Genomic DNA, 16,658 nt, shown 5'->3' with positions numbered 1-16,658 from the left:
CCGTGTCGGGGTACCTGCCTTCGGCAGGAGAGGACGCCTCCGGCGCCCGACACTACTCGGGGTGACCGCCTTCGGCGGTCAGGGTCCGCTGCGCGGACCTCGTGCTCAGTGAGATCGAGTGCGCTGCGCGGCATAATGCCTGATCAGATGCCACGGAAGGTACTGGGTTGAGTGGTTCACTGGCAGTCAGGCTGTGCAGTGAGTTCAGTGGTTGCGTGGATCACGCTTCCTGCCTTCGGCACTCTGTGTGACTGGTGAGAGAGTAGACCAATTTGGTTCCGTGTGGAAGTGCCCCGGACCCTTTTGGGTCTCGGGGCGCTTCGGATCTTGCAGTGGGTTCAGTGGGTCACTGGGCCTTCGGGAGTTTGGCGAGTGCGGAGGGCCGGCCCTTGGGGGTGGCGCGGATTTCGTCCCAGTCGATGGCCGGGTGGACGAGGAGGACCTCCAGGTCTCCGAGGCGGTACAGCGGGACGCACGGGGCGTCGCGGCGGCGCTGCCATCCGCTGTGGACGTAGGTGGTGGGGCGGAGCCACTTGGCCTTGGTGAGGTGGTCGAAGTCGCTGGCCCTGATGCCGAGGTGCTTGGCCGCGGCTGTGCGGTCGAGTAGCCGACCGTTGTGACGGGCCTTCTCCAGGGCGGCCTGGTCGGTGAAGTGCTCCAGGGCGTGGCCGTCGTAGAGGGGGTGGCCCTTGTAGGAGCCGACGCATTCGATCAGGCCGAGGCGGTCGAGCTCGATGAGCACTTCGGATGCCACCGGGATGCCGAAGCGCTTCTCAAGGAGCGCTGCGGCCCTGGTGGCTCCCATGTCTGGCAGGTTGCCGATGGCGGTGCGGATCTCGTCGGCGCGGGCCGCGACGGCCTCCACGACCGATGCGGACCAGCGCCGGCCGTTGATGTCGGCGGGCGGGATCAGTCCTTGCTTGAGGGCCCGTTCGAACTCCCACAGGGAGAACCCGAGCCGGTCCGGGAACTGGTGGGGTCCGTAGTCGGGCTGCTTCTCGGTCGTCTCGTTCGGTGCCATCGGGGGCGCCTTTCGTCTCGCTTGGGTGTGGCCTCTCGTCGGGCCGTGCCGGGAACATGCCGGAATGCCCTAAAGCATGTCAATAGGGCTGATTTCAGGCTGAGTTGGTCAGATACCGCATTCGCCGCGCCCGCGTACGCGAGGGGGGATTTCACTCTTCCGGGGGATGCCGAAGCGCCCCGCTCCTGTTCGGGGCGGGGCGCTTTGATCTTGCAGTGGTGCAGTGGGCAGCGTGCTTTCAGTGGGGTCAGTAGAGGGTGCCGACGAGGTCGGCGAGGGTGTCGGCGGGGCCGGTGGGCAGGAGCGGCGGGAGGCTCTGTGCGGCCTTGTGGGCGTCGATGGCGGCTCCCGGGTGTTCGGGTCCGGAGACCGGCCGTGCGCCCGCCAGGGAGGCCAGGAGGCGGCTCCCGTGGGCCGTGCAGCCGTGGGTACCGGCGTTGGTCCGGTCGAGGATCAGGAGGGCGTCGGCGGGGCCGTCGCAAGGCGTCGGGTCGGCGGGGTGGGCGGCGGGGCAGCGGCCGGCGGGACGGGTGCAGTCGTCGTGCCGCTCGCACTGGCACAGGCCGCATCCGGCGCAGGTCACCCAGTCCTCGGTCTCGCACGCGGGGCACTGGCTCATGCGGTCTTCTCCTTGGTCTCCCAGACCCAGCCGCGGACCGTGCGGGCGGTGGCGGCGGCCTTCTCGATGCGGTCGGGGAGGTCGTCAGTGGCCCACGCGCGGTACTGGGCCCACTGCAAGGTGATGGCCTTGAGGGCCTTCTCGCGCTCGTTGAAGAGCCGGACGACCGCACCGCCGACGAAGCAGTAGATGACGATCAGGAGCCAGGTCCAGAGGTGGAGCTGGTGGAGCTGCCAGGCCAGGCCCACGGCGATGTTGAGGACCAGGAGGCCGGCGCCGATGCCGAGGGCGGCCCCGGCGGCGATGGCGAGCCGGGTGGGCAGGGGTGCCTTCTCGGTGGTCTCCTCCGTGGTGGTCTCGGTGGTGGATTCCTCGGCGGTGTCCGGGCTTTCGGTCTTGATGAGTTTGAGTTCGGCGGGGCTCATGCGTCCAGGCTCCTGATGTTCTCGGGGGTGACGAGGTATCCGCGGTCTTCCAGTCGGGCGATGAGAGCCAATGTGGCGGTCTCGTCGGTCAGTTCCATGTTGAAAAACTGACGGGCTTTCTCCTGCATGTCTCGGGTGGTGACTTCTTCACCGATCCACGCCCCGTTGATGACCGCGTCGGCGGCGAAAATCAACTTCTTTGCCGTGTGCAGCATTTCCCGACGCTTTCCCATTCGCTTCCTTCTATTTCATAAGGGCGGGGAATCCGCCAGGGATTCCCCGCCGGTTTGGTTACTCGGTGCCGGTCTCTGCGGTCTCGGATTCGGCCGATGCCTTGATCCGATTCCGGGCCCAGCGTTCAAGCTCGGTGGGGTCGTACAGCTTCTCCTTGCCCTTGAGGGCGACGTGGTCGGGGAACTGCTTGTCGCGGGAGCGGGCATTTCGAAGGGCCATCAGGTCGCGCTTTTCCTGCGGGGTGTCGACGCCGGGCTGGGCGGGGCCGGCCACGCCCGCGCAGACCGTGCGGGCGGCCTGGGAGAGGCTGATCGGGGCGGCCTCTGCCGGGGCGGCGGGTTCGCCCTGGTCAGGGTCGGGGACGACCCTCAGGGGGCGGCCGGTTGTGTCTGACACAACCTGTTCTCCCTGGTGGGTCCCCTCGCTGTGTCGGCTGTTCGTTGTGTCGGTGCCTCGCATGAGCTGCTCGATGGAGGGGACGTTGGTGACCACTCCGGAGGTCGCGTACGCCTTCGCCTCCTCGTCGGTCATGAAGACCACCTGGGTCTCGTGGGCCTGGCCCGCGAGGACGATCTGGACGCGGCCTGAGTGGCGGGATGCCTTCGGAATGGGCGAGACCTCGGGGACGAGCATTCGCCATGCGTTCTGCGTGTAGCGGGCGAGAATTCGGGCGGTGAATGCCTCTCGCATTTCCGGGCCGCCCACGGTCTGGGCGGTGAGGGACTGGCCGATCAGAAGTGCGTGCATGAGCTGCGAGCGACCCATGAACAGGAACTCTCCGAGCGCTTCCACGGCCGGGGACTCGTTCCCCTTGGTTCCTTCCGGTTTGTTCTTCGCCCAGTACTTCGCCAGACGCTTCCGGAGGGTGTTGGCCTCCTCCAGGATCAGGAGAATGCGCGGGCCCATGGGAAGCGGCGGTTCACCGCGCAATTCCCGGTGCACGTTCTCCTCCGCGATGGCCATGCGGCGGTTTCCCTCCTGGGCCAGGGCCAACAGGAGGAAATGGGCGTCCATTTCGCTGCGGATGTACATCAAGTTCTTGAGCCCATAGGCCCACTTGTGAGAGGTCCGCTTGAAGTCGATGAGGAATGCGATTCCGCCGTGGTGGAGAACCTGGGCGGCAAATGCCTTGGCAAGCACGGACTTTCCGCCACCGGGGGCGGCGGAGAACATGATGTGCGGGCTCTCGTCGTCCAGGTCGATGGAGACGGCGACGTCGCGGTGGGACAGGCCGAGGAACGGGGCCGAGGCCGGCGCCTTGTGCACGCGCTCGGCGACCTCGGGGTCGGAGTACATGACCCGCTGCGGGGCCCTGGGGGCCTGGGTGAAGGTGATGTGGTGCTTGCCGCCCTTGAGCCGGACCGTGGCCTTCACGTCCTGGAGGGCGAGCTTGCTCGTGACGGCCTGGACGACCGCGCTGGCGTCCGTGCCGGGCGCCCAGGTGCCGGGCAGCTCGACGCGGACGACGTCCCCGGCCCGCTCGGCGTAGTCCGCGGGGACCTTGAGGTAGTCGGACGGCTTGACGCCCTCGGGCAGGCCCAACAGGTCGCGCAGGACGACGTGCAGGGGCCAGATCCAGTGCTTGCGGTGCTTCCAGGTGACGACCCCGTCCATGCCCCGAAAACCGGCCCAGGAGGCCGCTGCGGCGGCTGCGCCGACCCCGGAGAGCTGGAGGCTCTGGAGGGTCTCGGAGGGCTCCACAGCGGCCGCTACGCCGGTTCCGGTGGCGACGAATCCGCCGAACGCGCGGAGGCCGGCCATCTCCAGGCGGGAGAGGGAGTCCCAGGAGTGCGGCATCCGGCCGTCCTCCCGCTTGGTGGTCAGCGGGGTTCCGCGGTGGGTCCAGGTGCGGTCGGTGCGGGGCTTGCCGTCGAGGGTGTCGCCGGAGACGGCCCGCCAGACGAAGGCGGCCCGGCGGCCGACCTTGCGCCAGTCCGTGGGCTGGCGGACCGGTCGGCTGCCGGTGGCGGGAGACGGTGCGAACATCGGGGGGACTCCTGTCGTGGCTCTCTGCGGGGCTTGCGTGGGGTCGCCCGAGGACCGGCTGCTACCCGGTCCCCGGAGGCCCGTCCGCCTCCTGCTACGGGGCGGACGGGCCGGTGGTGGTCCGTCCGGCTGCTACCTCGGACGGGCCGGTCTTGCGGGATGCCTATAGAGGTGGGGCTCCGGCTGGATGTGTGACATCCGGCGCCGGACTTTCTGGCCCTTCACCTGGGACAGGTGTCGGGAAGGGGGTGCGGTGTGACAGTCGGCCCGGACTTTTTTCAGCGGGTCGCCAGCGGGTTCGGGCCGGTGCCGCGCTCGCCGGTGTCCAGGTCGCCGAGGGCCTGGGCCTCGGCGGCCTGGGCGACGTGGGCGAGCTGGGCCCAGACGGCGGCGGACTGGATGAGGAGGCCCGCCTCCTGGCGGTCGCGCTCGATCTGGTCGAGCTCCCGGGCGATGAGGTTGTGGTGGGCCCTGGCGTTGGTCTTGGTGATGAGGTCGTCGGCGCGGCGGAGGACGGCCTCGGCGCGGGCGGTGAAGGTCTGGCGGTCGCTCATGTCGGTTCTCCTGTCTGCGGGGTGTGCGGGGCGGGTCAGAGGTACTGGCCGATGCCGGCGGTCTCGTCCTGGGCGGCGCGGGCCTTGTCGATCGCGGGCCGCTGACGGTGGATCTCCCGGCGGACGCTGTAGCGCTTGGCGTCGGGCATGGCGGTCATGACCTCGGCGGCGATGGCGTCGGTGTCGGTGAGTCCGGCGGCGACGGCCTGGCGGACCGCCTCGGCGATCGTGGCGGGAGGGGTATTGCCCGAAGGCTTGCCCTCGGCACGGTTGGCGGTACGGGCAAGCCGGGTGACCGGCTGGGCAAGCCGTGCCGGGGCCTCGGCGGGGGCGGTGGGCTGGGGCTTGCCCAGGTCGGCGGGGGTCTTGCCCAGGTCGAGCGGGACGGGCTTGAGGAGGGCAAGCGCGGGCACGGCAGGGGCGGTGACCTGCGGTGCCGTGGTGCCCGCGTTCTGCCCGCCGGTGCCCTCCTCGGCACGGACGACACTGAACTCAGTGGGTGCAGTGCCCTGCGTGGGCTCCGTGGGCTTGCCCGCCTCCTGGAGGGCGGCGAGCGGGGCGGCCTCGGCCACACCGAGGGCACGGACGCGGAGCTCCTGGAACTCGGCGCGGGTCATGCCCAGGGCCTCGGCGGTCTGGCGGTGCTGGTGCTCGATGGCCAGGAGCTCGCCCAGCACCATGCCCTCGGCGCGGGCAACCTGCCGCTGCACCTGGGCACGGGCCAGGACCAGGGTGGCCTTGCTGGTCTCGGCCTCCAGCCAGGCGGCGTCCTCGTCGCTGAGGTCGCGGTCGACGTGCTTGAGGACGGCGACCCACAGGACCTTGGCGATGACCGAGACGAGGGCTCCGACCACGGCCAGGGCGATGTCGTCGGCGTTCCAGCCGTGCCAGAAGATGGCGCCGGCGGTGACGACGACGAGGATGACGCCGAGACCGCGGGCCCAGGCCCGCTTGGTGCGGTCGTAGCGGGCCAGGATCTCCAGGATGATGCAGGTCACCCAGGCGGCGTCGAAGAGGGCGGCGGCGGCGTATCCGGGGCCGCCCTTCAGGAGGTCGCCGATCGAGATCGTGGACCAGACGATGGCGACGGCGGTGAGGGCCAGGACCACGGCGCCGGCGGCGCGGAGGCCGATGACGTCCCAGTTGCGGGGGGCCATCGGGACGACCTTGGTGACGGGCTTGGGGACCTGGTGGGTCTTGCCGTCGCGGGTGACGTCGGTCAGGACGGGCTCGGTCTTGGTCTTGAAGCGCACGGTCAGTTCTCCTTGCGAAGTTCGTGGGTGTGGCACAGGACCGGCGCGATCCAGATCGAGATCCGGTCGACGGTCCAGCGGTAGTCGGTCAGGGGGCCGGGCGGGACCTCGTCCAGGACCCGGCCCGTCTTGCCGACCGCCCTCGGGTCGTCCGCGCACGCGACGATGCGGACGACGTCTCCGGCCTGGAAGCTCACGCCGACTCCTTCTTGCCGAAGAAGCCACCCCGGGCGGGCTTGGCGGGCTTGGGCGTCTCACGCAGGGCCTTGATGCCGGCGGCGACGCCGATGACGCCTACGCCGATCCCGATGCCGCCGTACGCGACGGCCTGGCCCATGGCGGCGACGGCCGGGGCCGCGACGACCAGGAGCACGGTGGCGGGGGTGCACAGGATGACCAGGCCGACCGCGACCAGGAGGCCGTTGCGGAGCCAGGCCGGGATGGGCTGGGTCGGCATCTGGACGATGACCGGCTGGGGGCCCTGGGCGGGGACGTAGACCGGCTGGCCCTCGGCGGTGTAGGCGACGGTCACGCCGGGCGGGATGGAGGGGAGGGGCTGGGGGATGTACGGCTGGATGTCCTGGGGGTTCGTCACGTTGTGGCTCCCTGAGGAGGGGTGGTGCCGCTCGGGCGGCACCACCGAGGAGGGCGAGAGGGTCAGGAGTCGAGCTCGACGGTCGGCCACCCGGCCCAGTCGGCCAGGCGGTCGGCCGTCTCCAGGGCCATGTCCATGCAGGCCCGGCGTCCGGGGCCCGGGGAGACCCACCAGAGGCAGGCGCCCAGGGCGGCGGCGATCGCCACGGGGAGGGCGGAGAGGATCGCGGCGAACGAGCCGAGGCCGAGGCCGAGGAGGGCCTGACCGAGGGTCAGCGCGACGAGGACGAGGGTGAAGAAGAGCACCAGGGCGTCGGTGCGGACCAGGGCCCAGACCAGCGGGCGGACGAGGAAGGTCCTCACGGTCACCACCAGCCCTTGGACTTGCGCTCGGCCTTGGCCTTGGCCTCCTCGGCGATGACCCGGGCCTTCTCGGCCTCGGTCGCGGAGATCTCGGCCTGGAGGGTCTGGGCGGCGTTCGCCCAGATCGTCTCGATGGCCTTCTCCGCCCTCGGCGCGTCCTTGAGCTTGAGGGCCTTGCCGAACAGGACGGCGGCGTGACGGGCCATCGCGGCCTGTTCGCGGGCCGGAAGGGCCCAGGTCTCGCGGGCCTGGACGCCCTTGAGCTTGGCCTGGGCGGTGCGGATGGCCTGGTCGTGCTTGCGGGTGTTCGCCATGGGTCAGCCCTTCTTCGGGTAGCTGTGGCCGGCGGGCGGGTAGGTCTCGCGGGGGTCGTAGCCGACACCGAAGAGCACGGTCTCTTCGAAAGCGGACAGGTCCTCGTCCCCGCAGGGGTCGCCGGTCCGGACCGCGTAGGCGGTCTCCAGGCCGTCGAGGAGCCGGTAGGTACGGGCGTCGTCGTCCTTCTTGGACTCGGAGCGGCGGAAGAGGCCCACGGCGGTCACCCGTTCTTCCCGTACTGGTGGCCGGACCGCTTGTTCGCGTCGTTGACCTTGTCGGAGAGGGACTGGCCGCTCTGGCCGCTCTGCTGCGAGTTCGTCGTCACGGCGATCACGCGGCCTTCCGGAGCTTGCGGGCCCCGCGGTGCAGGTGGTTGGAGGCCGTCCCGTGGCAGCGGCCCATCCGGGCCGCGATGGCGGAGACGCTGAGGCCCTGGGCCGCGAGCTTCACGGCGGTCGCCTGCGGGGCGGACAGCTCGGCGAGCGCGTACAGGTCGACGTCCGCCGGCGGGGTCGCGGGGACGAGCCGGACCGCGACGACGTCACCGAAGTCGGTGGCCTTCTCGGTCGAGCTCTTCGGCCGGTAGGCGTCGACGGCCGCACGGAACGCGATCGAGCGGAGCCAGCCGTACGCCTTGCCGTCCTCGGCCTGGAGCTGGTCGAGCGAGCGAGCCGCCCTCAGCCAGGTCTCGGAGACGACGTCCTCGGCGGTCGCGTGGTCACGGGTCTGCGACATCGCGAACGCCAGGAGGCGGGTGTTGTAGAGGCGGAAGAGTCGGTCGAGCCGCTGGGAAGCGGCCGGGGACAGGCGGTCGGTACGATCCATCACAGGATCGCTCCCTTCTGGGGCAAATCAGACGGGGTGATCTCAGGCCCCAGTTCGGCGGTGAGATACCGAACTGGGGCCGCTCGCGTTCCTGCCTCCTGCGACTTGAGTACCTAAGTCGCGGTGACACAACAGACCGTAAGGGCTTAGGTGATCCAGCGTCAAGTCTTGCGTACTCAAGTCGTTCTGACGTCGTGAAACCTAACGCCCAGTTGTGTACTCAAGTCGAAGATCCGTGTACTCTCCAGTGCATGACCTCACCAGCCCACCGCACGACGGCCAGATCGATTGCTGACGACCTGCGTGCAGAGATCAAGTCCGGGACTCTCAAGCCCGGCGACGTCCTTCCCACCAGCCGCGAGCTGGCCGAGCACTACGGCGTCACGCTCAAGACCGTGGGGTCGGGCATCGACATCTTGAAGACCGAGGGCCTGGTCATCGGCGAGCAAGGAGGCCGGCGCCGAGTGCGAGCGAGCCGCCCCATCGTCTGGAACTTGACCCGCTTCGAACGGGGTAAGCGGCGGGACTCATCCGCAGGTGACGACTGGGCAGCGGCCATCCGGGACGCTGGCCGTGAGCCGGAACAGCACGTCACGGTGCACCTGGAGCAAGCCGACTCTCAGGTAGCCACGTGGCTCCAGGTGCCGGTCGGCTCGGAAATCGTCCAGCGAGTCCGGCTCCGGACCGTTGACGGCCAGCCGTATCAGCTCTCCACCAGCTCGTTCCCGATGTCGATCGCTGACGGGACGCCCCTTCTCGACGAGGGCGACGTCTCCATGCCCGGCGGCATCCTCTCCGCCATCGGTCACCCCCAGCTCCACATCAGGGACGAGATCAGCATCCGAATGCCCTCTCCCGAGGAGTCCGAGCAACTCCAGCTCCCCCCGGGAACTCCCGTCGCGGAGCATGTGCGGATCGGGTACGGGGAGGCGGGACCTGTCCGCGTAATGGTGACTATCGCTCCCGGCGACCGTCACAGGCTCGTCTACGAACTGGAGGTATGAGCGTGGGATACGTGATCCGGCCCGCCAGCACCGACGACGTCACAACCCTTATGCAACTGCGGACCGAGGCTGAGAACTGGCTCCAGGCCCGCGGATCTGACCAGTGGTCCGACCGGGAAACCGGCGCCCGCGCAATCGGGAAGTGGAAGGCCGCGATCGAAGACGGCCGCACATGGCTGATCCAGGACGACCTGAGCGATGTCACGGTGGGCACTGTCAGTCGCGGCCCTGCGGACCTCGATTTCTGGAAGACTGACGACCGCCCCGAATCCGCCCTATATGTGTACAAACTCATGGTTCGCAGGGATAGCTCAGGAGCCGGGATCGGAAGCCTTGTCCTTGACTGGGCGTCCAAGCTCGCCGCGTTGGAAGGGCGGGACTGGGTCCGGCTGGACTGCTGGCGAACCGCAACGGGCCTCCAGCGCTACTACGAGTCCCTCGGATTCGTTCACGTCAGGACGGAAGCGCCGACTCACCGGAAGTCCGGATGGCTGGGCCAGAGGCCGGCGGGCCTGGTCCTGAACGACGTCGAGCTGCGGCCTGCCAGCCGTGTCCCGTACCCGGCGTAAGCTACGCGGACAAATCAAGATCTGAAAATGCCACGTGCCCCGTACCGGGGTCTCTCTCAGGGGTCGAAGCCTGAGCGAGGTCGAAGTCCCGGATGGGGGCACGTGGCGACCGTCTCGTAGGTCTGCTGCCGAGTGTAAGGCAGGGGTGGGGAGATTTCTCCCTACCCCTAGCTTGATCACTCTGCCGTGGGCCACTGAAAGGTAGGCCCGAGTGGCGACTGAGCCACAGCAGAAGGAACAGACAAGGAGCCCGGCGGCGCAGGTCCCCGGGCCCGAGATCGCGGTACCGGACGAGTGGCGGTACTCGATCGGCGCGAACGGCATGGCACGCGGCGCGTACAAGCTCCGCGGCCGGGGGGACGACGCCCTGTGGGTGATGCTCGCGCCCCTGCCGTACGTGACCGAGGTCATCATCAAGCGCGACGGCCAGGGCGAGCCGAGTGACCACCTGTACCGGCTCACGATGGACCCCGCCTCAGCCCTGAGCGTCCTGTGCAGCCGCCGGGACATCCAGCGGGGGAACTGGGCCGCCAAGCTGGGCGTCCCGCTCTCCCTGGACGACCGGGTCGTCAAGGCGGTCGGCACGGCGATCCTGGCCGTGGCGACGGACGCGCCGTGGATGGAGTCCATCCCCGGATGGAGCGAGAACACCCTCCACATGCCCTCCGCGAAGTCCGCCCCGTCCGGGTACGGCACCACGGTCGGCACCGAGGAGGAGGCCCGCGAGAAGTGGCCCCGGATCAACGGGCTGCTGTCGCGGCCCGGGTGCGAGAAGGCCGCCCTGTACGTCGGCGCCGGCCTCGGCGGCCTCTACGTCCGCCGCTTCGCCCGGAAGTCCGCCATCTGGCACGCGTGCGGCAAGACCTCAGGCGGCAAGACCAGCTCCATCACCTGCGTGTCCGCGCTCTTTGGACCGCCCGAGCGGGTCATGCGGTCCTGGGGCATGGCCCCCGTCGCCCTGACCGCCGATCTCCTCAAGCTGGGGTGCCTGACCGCCCCGCGTGACGAGTTCGCCAGGGCCGCCCGCCGCACTCCCCGGGACGTGGAGACGATGGTCTTCGACATCACCGAGGGCGGTGACCGCGTCCGGACCAACCGGGAGACCGGCGAGACCTACACCAACGGCTCCTGGTTCGGGTTCATGCCGTCGACCGGGAACGACTCGATCCTGGACCTGGCCACCGACAACGGCGGTCTCAACGCCCGCGTCATCGAGCTCAAGGGTCCTCTCACCGACTCCGGTCCGACCTCGGACAAGATTGTCCTGCTCTCCCAGCAGGCGGCCGGGTGGCCGTTCAAGTGGCTGCTCGACAACATGACCGTGGAGAAGGCGTGGCAGCACATCGCCCAGGCCGAGCGTGACCTGGGCGCCGAGACCATGGACGGGCTCCCCCGACGGATCGCCGCGGTTCTCGCGGGCGGTGTGGCCGGCGCCGCGATGCTGGACGAGCTGGTGGGCACCGACACCGTTCGGCCCGCCGCTCTCAAGGCCGCTCTCGCCGCTCTCGGCGACCTGGTCAGCGAGGCCGCCGACGCGGCCATGGAGCCGAGCGAGAAGCTCCTCAACTCCATCCTGGAGGCCATGGCGAGCGAGCCGGGCTCCTTCCCCTCCCGCACGGTCTTCACCGACCCCAGCGACGAGGTCCCCATGGCGGCCCTGCGCAACGTCATGGGCGTGAGGTACATGGAGGACGTGCCCGGCGGGATCGAGCGGCGGATCGCCATCTTCGCCAACAAGCTCAAGCCGATCGCCGAGGCCGCCGGAATCGTGAGCCCGCGGATCGCCCTGCGCGACCTGCGGGACCAGGGCGTCCTGATCCCCGAGGAGCACGAGTCCCGCAAGGGGCTGACCCAGCGGGTGAACCTCGGCCAGCGCAACGGCCGGGTCTCCTGCTACGTCTTCCGCCAGCCGCCGGAGGAGGAGCCGAAGAAGGCGCCGGAGGTCGGGCCGAGCCAGGCCGTCCTCGATGAGGACCTGGCGCCGATGCCGCCCGCTCCGTTCCACCTCCGCCCGCACGGCACCCCGGCCGACGTCGTTCCGCCCACCGTCGGCACTGCGGCCACTGCACCTACTGCAAGCACTGCACCCACTGGGGGCACTGCTCCGGCCGCGCAGGGCCGAGCTCCGGGCGCGAGCACTCCCGTTCCGCCCACGCAGGACTCCGCTCCGCCTACCGGCACGGTCCCTCCGGCCCGCGCGTCGCACGCCTCCAGGCGCAAGCCCGTGGTCCTGGCCCAGATCCGGGCCGTCACCGCCGGCGGCCTGTTCAACCCGGCCACCGGCACGTTCACCACCCTGGAGGGCCCGGCCGCGAGCGACCTGGTCGCCCTGGTCGAGCTGGTCGCCGACGAGGTCGGCTCGCACGACGTCACTCTGGTCATGGACGACGACGTCCGCGCCCGGTACGGCCTGAACGGCAACCGGCCCGGCCTGGGCAAGCCCTGGCACGCTGCCTTCCTGCCCCTGGTGGAGGCCGGGTGGCACCAGCCCCGCAAGCCCGGCCACCGGCCGCGCGTGCAGCAGACGACCTCGATCGAGCACCCCGAGCGGCACGGCCACGTGCGGATCACGGTCGCCGACTGGCTCCGCCCCTCGGAGTTCCCCAAGGGTCCCAAGGGCGACACCGCGGGAGCTCCGGAGATGGCCCTGCGCCTGGCCCGGTACGCCGAGCTGGTCGGCTGGTCGTTCACCGGCACCGCCGCGAACACCGCGATCTGGGCCCTGCGCGGACTCCTGGACTCCACCCGCAAGACCTTCATCAAGATGGTCCCCGACTCCTCCCCGGAGTGGCCGACCTGGCAGGCCGGGGACTCCTGGTCACGGAAGCTGACGGACGAGGAGAAGGCCGGCGGGTTCGTCGTCGGCTACGACGGGGTCAAGAACTACCTGCCCGCCTACAAGCAGGCGATCGTTGCCGGGGCCGAGCTGGTCCACAAGACCGGCGGCGTCCTGTTCGACGAGAAGATGGCCGGCCTCTGGCTCATGCGGGTACCCGAGTGGCCTCACGCCCTGGTCCCCGCCCCCGTCCATGAGGTCGAGGCCGGGAAGCTCGTCTGGGTGACGACCGCGATCGTGAAGCTGTACGTGGAGACCGGGATCAGCCCCGAGGTCGAGGAAGCGTGGATCGCCCCGGCCATCGGCTTCCAGGGGTTCCGCGACTTCACCGACCGGCTCCGCGACGCGCTCAAGGTCGTGGAGGCCCACCCCGAGGACGCCGACGAGATGGTCGTCCGCGACGCCATGAAGGCCACCTACCGCACCCTGCACGGCAAGCTCCGCAACGACGACCAGATGGTCATCGCCCGCCCCGACTGGGGTTACGCCGTGCGGGACGAGGCATGGACCGGCGTCCTGCGGAAGGTCTACCGCAGCGCCGGAATCCTCCAGGAGGTCGACATCAAGCGCTACCCCGTGGCCGTCGACACCGACGAGGTCGTCTACGCGACCGCCGACCCCGACCCCCGGGCGTCCGTCCCGGCCGGGCTCAAGCTCGCCCCCGAGGACGCGCTGCCCGAGCTCGGTCAGTTCCGCCCCAAGACCGCCATGACCGCCAAGGAGTGGGAGGAGACCCGTGGCTAAGAAGACGCAGCAGACGACCTGGGCCGGGGCCCTGATGCAGGCCCTCACCGGACGCGCGGCCGGCGGACACGACCGGATCGCCAAGAAGCCGATCAGCGAGCGTCTCGGCTGGCTCGCCAAGCGCCACCGGGGCAACGAGGAGAAGGCCGCCGCCGCGGCCGGGGTCACCAAGCGGACCCTGCGGTCCTGGCTGACCGGCAAGAGCAAGCCGTCCGCGAAGAGCATGGAGAAGCTCGCCAAGGCCGAGCGGGAGACGATGACGAAGTTCGTGCCCGCCAAGGACCGGGCCGAGATGGACGCCTCCACCAAGAAGGTCGGCACCCGCTCTCGCGACACCCGGGTCTCGGGTGGTGCGTATCTCTCCGGCACGGTCCGGATCTCCAACGACGAGCGCGACCGCACCATCCAGTTCGGCCGGCACCTGCCCTCCAACTTCATGAAGGAGGTACGGGACGCGTTCGTGGAAGGGGGCCAGAAGGCCGCCATCGAGAAGATGGAGGAGGGTCTCGCCAACCACTACTTCCACACCTCGGACTTCGAGATCCTGAGCGTGGAGGAGCTCTCCTTCGGCGGGATCAACGACCCCCTCGGCGACATCGGCGACGCTGACGGCCGGTACGTCTCCGACACCGAGAGCCTCAAGCCGGGCGACATCTTGGAGGACTGACCACCCCACTCACCATGGCGGCCCCGCACCCTTCCTAGGTGCGGGGCCGCCATGGTGAGTGGGGGCTAGCCGTAGAGGCGGAACGCCTCCTGGTCCTTCTTCATGTCGTCGAAGCTGAGCCCCTGGTCCCCAGCCCACTGCTCAAGGCCCTCCACCTCTTCGAAGGTGTCCGAGACCTCGGCGATCCTGTGCCAGGGGAAGAAGGCCGTGCCCACCTTGAAGCTGGTCTTCTCCTCCCCGTCCTGGTGGAAGACCGTGGAAGTCCAGCATCCGACGAGCCTCAGACCTTGGTCCAGGAACCTCACGTACTTGCCCCGGACGTCGATCGACTCACCGACTCCTTCTTCGGTGATGCTGTCGTTGAACGTGATCGTGAAGGTTGTTCCAGGGTCACTCATCCTGATGACCTCTCAACTCGTGGATGGTCCATATCTGTCACGCTCGGGGTGTCACGCTGTCGCGTGTCACGTCGCCATATGGCCTGTGAGCTGGGCAACCCCCCATTTGAGAAAGCGGCGTGACAGCGTGACAGCGTGACAGGGCGGGTCAGGCGGCATCCTCGGCGGCCATCTGAACCAGGCGCTTGCCGATGCGCTCGGAGAGCTCCTCGTCCTTCACCAGCTCCTCGCCCAGGAGGCGCAGGACCCGGGCGAGTGCGACCTGGGACAGGTCATGGTCCGCGGCAGCCTGGTTGCACCAGCGCTTGAGCGCGCGGTGCTGAGTGGGCGACAGGTCGAGGGTGACACGGATCGGTTCGGTGCGGACCTTCTGCGCGGCCTCGGTCGTCCTCGGCGCGGCCGGCCGCTGGCTCCCGGCCTGGGCGTAGCGGTTGCGGCGCTTGGTGCTCATGCGAGGTCTCCGTACTGGGGGGTGCGTTCCTTGAGTTCGCGGGCGGCCCGCTCGTAGGCGGTCCCGAGGGCCCGGACACGGGCGCCGCCAGACTGGCGGTACATGTCGTCGTGGAACATGATCTGCGCGTCCAGCGTGGCGAACCCGTGGTTCGCCAGCTCGTCGCGGACATCGCGGTCCGGGCCGGTCTTGGTGGCCCGGTTGGTGTTCGTCCGGGTCAGCAGGAAGACGACCTCGGCCTCCGAACGGCCGACCTCCTCGCGGAGGTCCTGCATCTCCTGGAGGAAGTCGCCGAACGCCTCGTCGCGGAAGAGCCGGCGGACCTCCACCGGGCTCGGTGCGATGGGGAGGACCCAGACGTCCGCGAAGAGCATGGCGCCCTTGGCGATCTGCTCGTGGTCTTCCACCTGGGGGACGTCAATGACGACCGAGCCCCGGCCGCGGACGACGTCCGGCAGGGTCCGGTGCAGGTTCTTCACCGGCTTGCTGACGACCGGGTACGGCATCCCGCCCGCCATCTCGTCCCAGTCCAGGCAGGTCTTGCCCTTGTCCGCGTCGATCAGCATCGGGTCGTCGCCCTGCTCGTACAGGGCTTGGGCCAGGAAGATCCCACTGGTGGACTTCCCAACCCCGGGTTTCTGGCTCACGAGAGCCCATCTGTAGACCATGGCCCGTACCCTACTGGCCCCAGTGCCTTCCGTGGCCGCTGACCTGCGGTTTGACCGATCGGCCACCCCATCGGTCACGGGATCGGTCACCCGTTGACCGGCCGTGACCGATCCGGCCGTGGCCGATGGCCGAGGGCCTGGCCCAGGCGCCTGGTTCAGTTCGGCCGGCCGCTGGTTCAGTTCCCTGGTTCACTTCCCGGGCTGGTTCAGTTTCGTCGGCGAAACTGAACCAGCGCCCGCCGTGGTCAGTCGCCATCGCGCTCTGTGAGGCTCACAGAGCGTTTTCCCAGGTGAGCGGGCATTCCTGTGAGGCTGTGAGCCTGTGAGGCCCCGTGGTGAGCCGTGAGCCCGCTGGTTCAGTTCTCCGCCCTGGTTCAGTTGCCGTTCCCGAAGTGAACCAGGCTCTCCGGGGGCGTTTCCGCAGGTCAGGGGCTTGCTGGTTCAGTTCCTCTCCGGGGCTGGTTCAGTTCTCCGCCCGCTGGTTCAGTTGCCGATCCGAACTGAACCAGGCTTTCCACCCTTATTTCCGCAGGTCAGAGGCTTGGTAAAGATCGTTTGGTTCAGTTGGTTCAGTTCTGCCGGTCAGACGTGCTCTATAGGGAAGGTTCCTCAGGGTCGTCCGTCGGGTGCTGGCCGGACTCCCGAGAGGGCGGCGCCCTCTCGGGCTCTCCCGCCGCTGCGGGCTCCAGGGGGGCTAGGACGGGGTCCGTGGGCGGTTTACGTGGCCAGCCGTCCGCCGTGTGCGGCTCTCGTCGTTGTGCTCGCGTAGGGCTGGCGGGGAGGGGTGGGCCGCTTGGTGATCTTGGGTCGCCGTCCTGCGGGCCGTCGCGGGCCGGGCGCCGTGCCCCCGCCGTCACGGATGCGGGAGCGTGAGGCGACCTGCTGCCCGGCCTCGGCCGGCGGGGAGCGGCTGCTGCCGCGATGTGGCCGAGCCCGGCACTCTCGCTCCGCTCGCCCACGCATCGCCGTGGCCGAGCGTCCAACTGACCCAAGATTGGTCTAGTAACTCTCCGCATCCAGCAGCCAGCCGCAGAACCGAGAGGCCGGCCCGGGAGCTCCAGGCGACCCAGGCCGCCTATCCCACGGAAGCCACTGGGGTCACTGACCGCCAGGAGGTCACTGGAGGCCA

20 protein-coding genes are annotated in these 16,658 nt (G+C 69.4%); 4 read left to right on the top strand and 16 right to left on the bottom strand.

All coding sequences use genetic code 11. The features are described 5' to 3' along the window. Positions 1 to 346: 346 nt before the first annotated feature. The 13 genes from BJP40_RS28640 to BJP40_RS28580 form a co-directional block, all read right to left on the bottom strand. The gene (locus BJP40_RS28640; protein ID WP_071283352.1) at positions 347 to 1,021 is read right to left on the bottom strand and encodes a hypothetical protein; all 675 of its coding nucleotides are present in this window, start codon (positions 1,019 to 1,021) and stop codon (positions 347 to 349) included. A gap of 247 nt (positions 1,022 to 1,268) precedes the next feature. Then, positions 1,269 to 1,640 (bottom strand): hypothetical protein, encoded by a 372-nt coding sequence (locus BJP40_RS28635; RefSeq protein ID WP_079171546.1) that lies wholly within the window; start codon positions 1,638 to 1,640, stop codon positions 1,269 to 1,271. After that, positions 1,637 to 2,065 (bottom strand): hypothetical protein, encoded by a 429-nt coding sequence (locus BJP40_RS28630; protein ID WP_071283349.1) that lies wholly within the window; start codon positions 2,063 to 2,065, stop codon positions 1,637 to 1,639. Before BJP40_RS28630 ends, BJP40_RS28635 begins: the two co-directional genes overlap by 4 nt. After that, positions 2,062 to 2,280 carry a hypothetical protein gene (locus BJP40_RS28625; RefSeq protein WP_071283346.1) on the bottom strand — a complete coding sequence of 73 codons (219 nt, stop codon included), beginning with the start codon at positions 2,278 to 2,280 and terminating at the stop codon, positions 2,062 to 2,064. Before BJP40_RS28625 ends, BJP40_RS28630 begins: the two co-directional genes overlap by 4 nt. Positions 2,281 to 2,356: 76 nt before the next feature. Next, positions 2,357 to 4,285 (bottom strand): hypothetical protein, encoded by a 1,929-nt coding sequence (locus BJP40_RS28620; RefSeq protein ID WP_071283343.1) that lies wholly within the window; start codon positions 4,283 to 4,285, stop codon positions 2,357 to 2,359. A gap of 278 nt (positions 4,286 to 4,563) precedes the next feature. Continuing rightward, complete coding sequence (locus BJP40_RS28615) at positions 4,564 to 4,839, bottom strand: hypothetical protein (protein WP_071283341.1); 276 nt, start codon at positions 4,837 to 4,839, stop codon at positions 4,564 to 4,566. A gap of 35 nt (positions 4,840 to 4,874) precedes the next feature. After that, positions 4,875 to 6,092 carry a hypothetical protein gene (locus BJP40_RS28610; RefSeq protein ID WP_071283339.1) on the bottom strand — a complete coding sequence of 406 codons (1,218 nt, stop codon included), beginning with the start codon at positions 6,090 to 6,092 and terminating at the stop codon, positions 4,875 to 4,877. Between the two features lie 2 nt (positions 6,093 to 6,094). Continuing rightward, the gene (locus BJP40_RS28605; protein ID WP_071283336.1) at positions 6,095 to 6,289 is read right to left on the bottom strand and encodes a hypothetical protein; all 195 of its coding nucleotides are present in this window, start codon (positions 6,287 to 6,289) and stop codon (positions 6,095 to 6,097) included. Beyond that, complete coding sequence (locus BJP40_RS28600) at positions 6,286 to 6,687, bottom strand: hypothetical protein (RefSeq protein ID WP_071283333.1); 402 nt, start codon at positions 6,685 to 6,687, stop codon at positions 6,286 to 6,288. The genes BJP40_RS28605 and BJP40_RS28600 overlap by 4 nt, the downstream gene beginning before the upstream one ends. Before the next feature lie 62 nt (positions 6,688 to 6,749). Further along, positions 6,750 to 7,055 (bottom strand): hypothetical protein, encoded by a 306-nt coding sequence (locus tag BJP40_RS28595; protein ID WP_143066047.1) that lies wholly within the window; start codon positions 7,053 to 7,055, stop codon positions 6,750 to 6,752. Continuing rightward, entirely contained in the window at positions 7,052 to 7,363 is a 312-nt protein-coding gene (locus tag BJP40_RS28590) for a hypothetical protein (RefSeq protein ID WP_071283328.1), read from the bottom strand. The genes BJP40_RS28595 and BJP40_RS28590 overlap by 4 nt, the downstream gene beginning before the upstream one ends. A 3-nt stretch (positions 7,364 to 7,366) precedes the next feature. Continuing rightward, the gene (locus BJP40_RS28585; RefSeq protein WP_071283325.1) at positions 7,367 to 7,591 is read right to left on the bottom strand and encodes a hypothetical protein; all 225 of its coding nucleotides are present in this window, start codon (positions 7,589 to 7,591) and stop codon (positions 7,367 to 7,369) included. Between the two features lie 106 nt (positions 7,592 to 7,697). After that, positions 7,698 to 8,192 carry an RNA polymerase sigma factor gene (locus BJP40_RS28580; protein WP_071283323.1) on the bottom strand — a complete coding sequence of 165 codons (495 nt, stop codon included), beginning with the start codon at positions 8,190 to 8,192 and terminating at the stop codon, positions 7,698 to 7,700. A gap of 251 nt (positions 8,193 to 8,443) precedes the next feature. Here BJP40_RS28580 and BJP40_RS28575 point away from each other — a divergent pair, with 251 nt between their 5' ends. From BJP40_RS28575 to BJP40_RS28560, 4 genes are all read left to right on the top strand, one after another. After that, positions 8,444 to 9,196 carry a GntR family transcriptional regulator gene (locus BJP40_RS28575; RefSeq protein ID WP_071283321.1) on the top strand — a complete coding sequence of 251 codons (753 nt, stop codon included), beginning with the start codon at positions 8,444 to 8,446 and terminating at the stop codon, positions 9,194 to 9,196. Further along, complete coding sequence (locus BJP40_RS28570) at positions 9,193 to 9,765, top strand: GNAT family N-acetyltransferase (RefSeq protein WP_071283319.1); 573 nt, start codon at positions 9,193 to 9,195, stop codon at positions 9,763 to 9,765. The genes BJP40_RS28575 and BJP40_RS28570 overlap by 4 nt, the downstream gene beginning before the upstream one ends. Positions 9,766 to 9,976: 211 nt before the next feature. After that, positions 9,977 to 13,345, top strand: coding sequence for a DUF927 domain-containing protein (locus BJP40_RS28565; protein ID WP_071283317.1), 3,369 nt, complete (start codon positions 9,977 to 9,979; stop codon positions 13,343 to 13,345). Further along, positions 13,338 to 14,012, top strand: coding sequence for a helix-turn-helix transcriptional regulator (locus BJP40_RS28560; protein ID WP_071283315.1), 675 nt, complete (start codon positions 13,338 to 13,340; stop codon positions 14,010 to 14,012). The genes BJP40_RS28565 and BJP40_RS28560 overlap by 8 nt, the downstream gene beginning before the upstream one ends. Positions 14,013 to 14,077: 65 nt before the next feature. Here BJP40_RS28560 and BJP40_RS28555 read toward each other — a convergent pair whose 3' ends face one another. The 3 genes from BJP40_RS28555 to BJP40_RS28545 form a co-directional block, all read right to left on the bottom strand. Further along, positions 14,078 to 14,410, bottom strand: a complete 333-nt coding sequence (locus BJP40_RS28555) for a hypothetical protein (protein ID WP_071283313.1) — start codon at positions 14,408 to 14,410, stop codon at positions 14,078 to 14,080. Between the two features lie 148 nt (positions 14,411 to 14,558). Beyond that, complete coding sequence (locus BJP40_RS28550; RefSeq protein ID WP_071283310.1) at positions 14,559 to 14,861, bottom strand: hypothetical protein; 303 nt, start codon at positions 14,859 to 14,861, stop codon at positions 14,559 to 14,561. Then, positions 14,858 to 15,529 carry a ParA family protein gene (locus tag BJP40_RS28545; RefSeq protein WP_079171545.1) on the bottom strand — a complete coding sequence of 224 codons (672 nt, stop codon included), beginning with the start codon at positions 15,527 to 15,529 and terminating at the stop codon, positions 14,858 to 14,860. Before BJP40_RS28545 ends, BJP40_RS28550 begins: the two co-directional genes overlap by 4 nt. Between the last annotated feature and the right edge of the window lie 1,129 nt (positions 15,530 to 16,658).

It is taken from the genome of Streptomyces sp. CC53 (assembly GCF_001865245.1).
Lineage (GTDB): Bacteria > Actinomycetota > Actinomycetes > Streptomycetales > Streptomycetaceae > Streptomyces.
The sequence above is the reverse complement of the archived record's forward strand: the minus strand, read 5'-3'. Positions and strand labels throughout refer to the sequence as shown.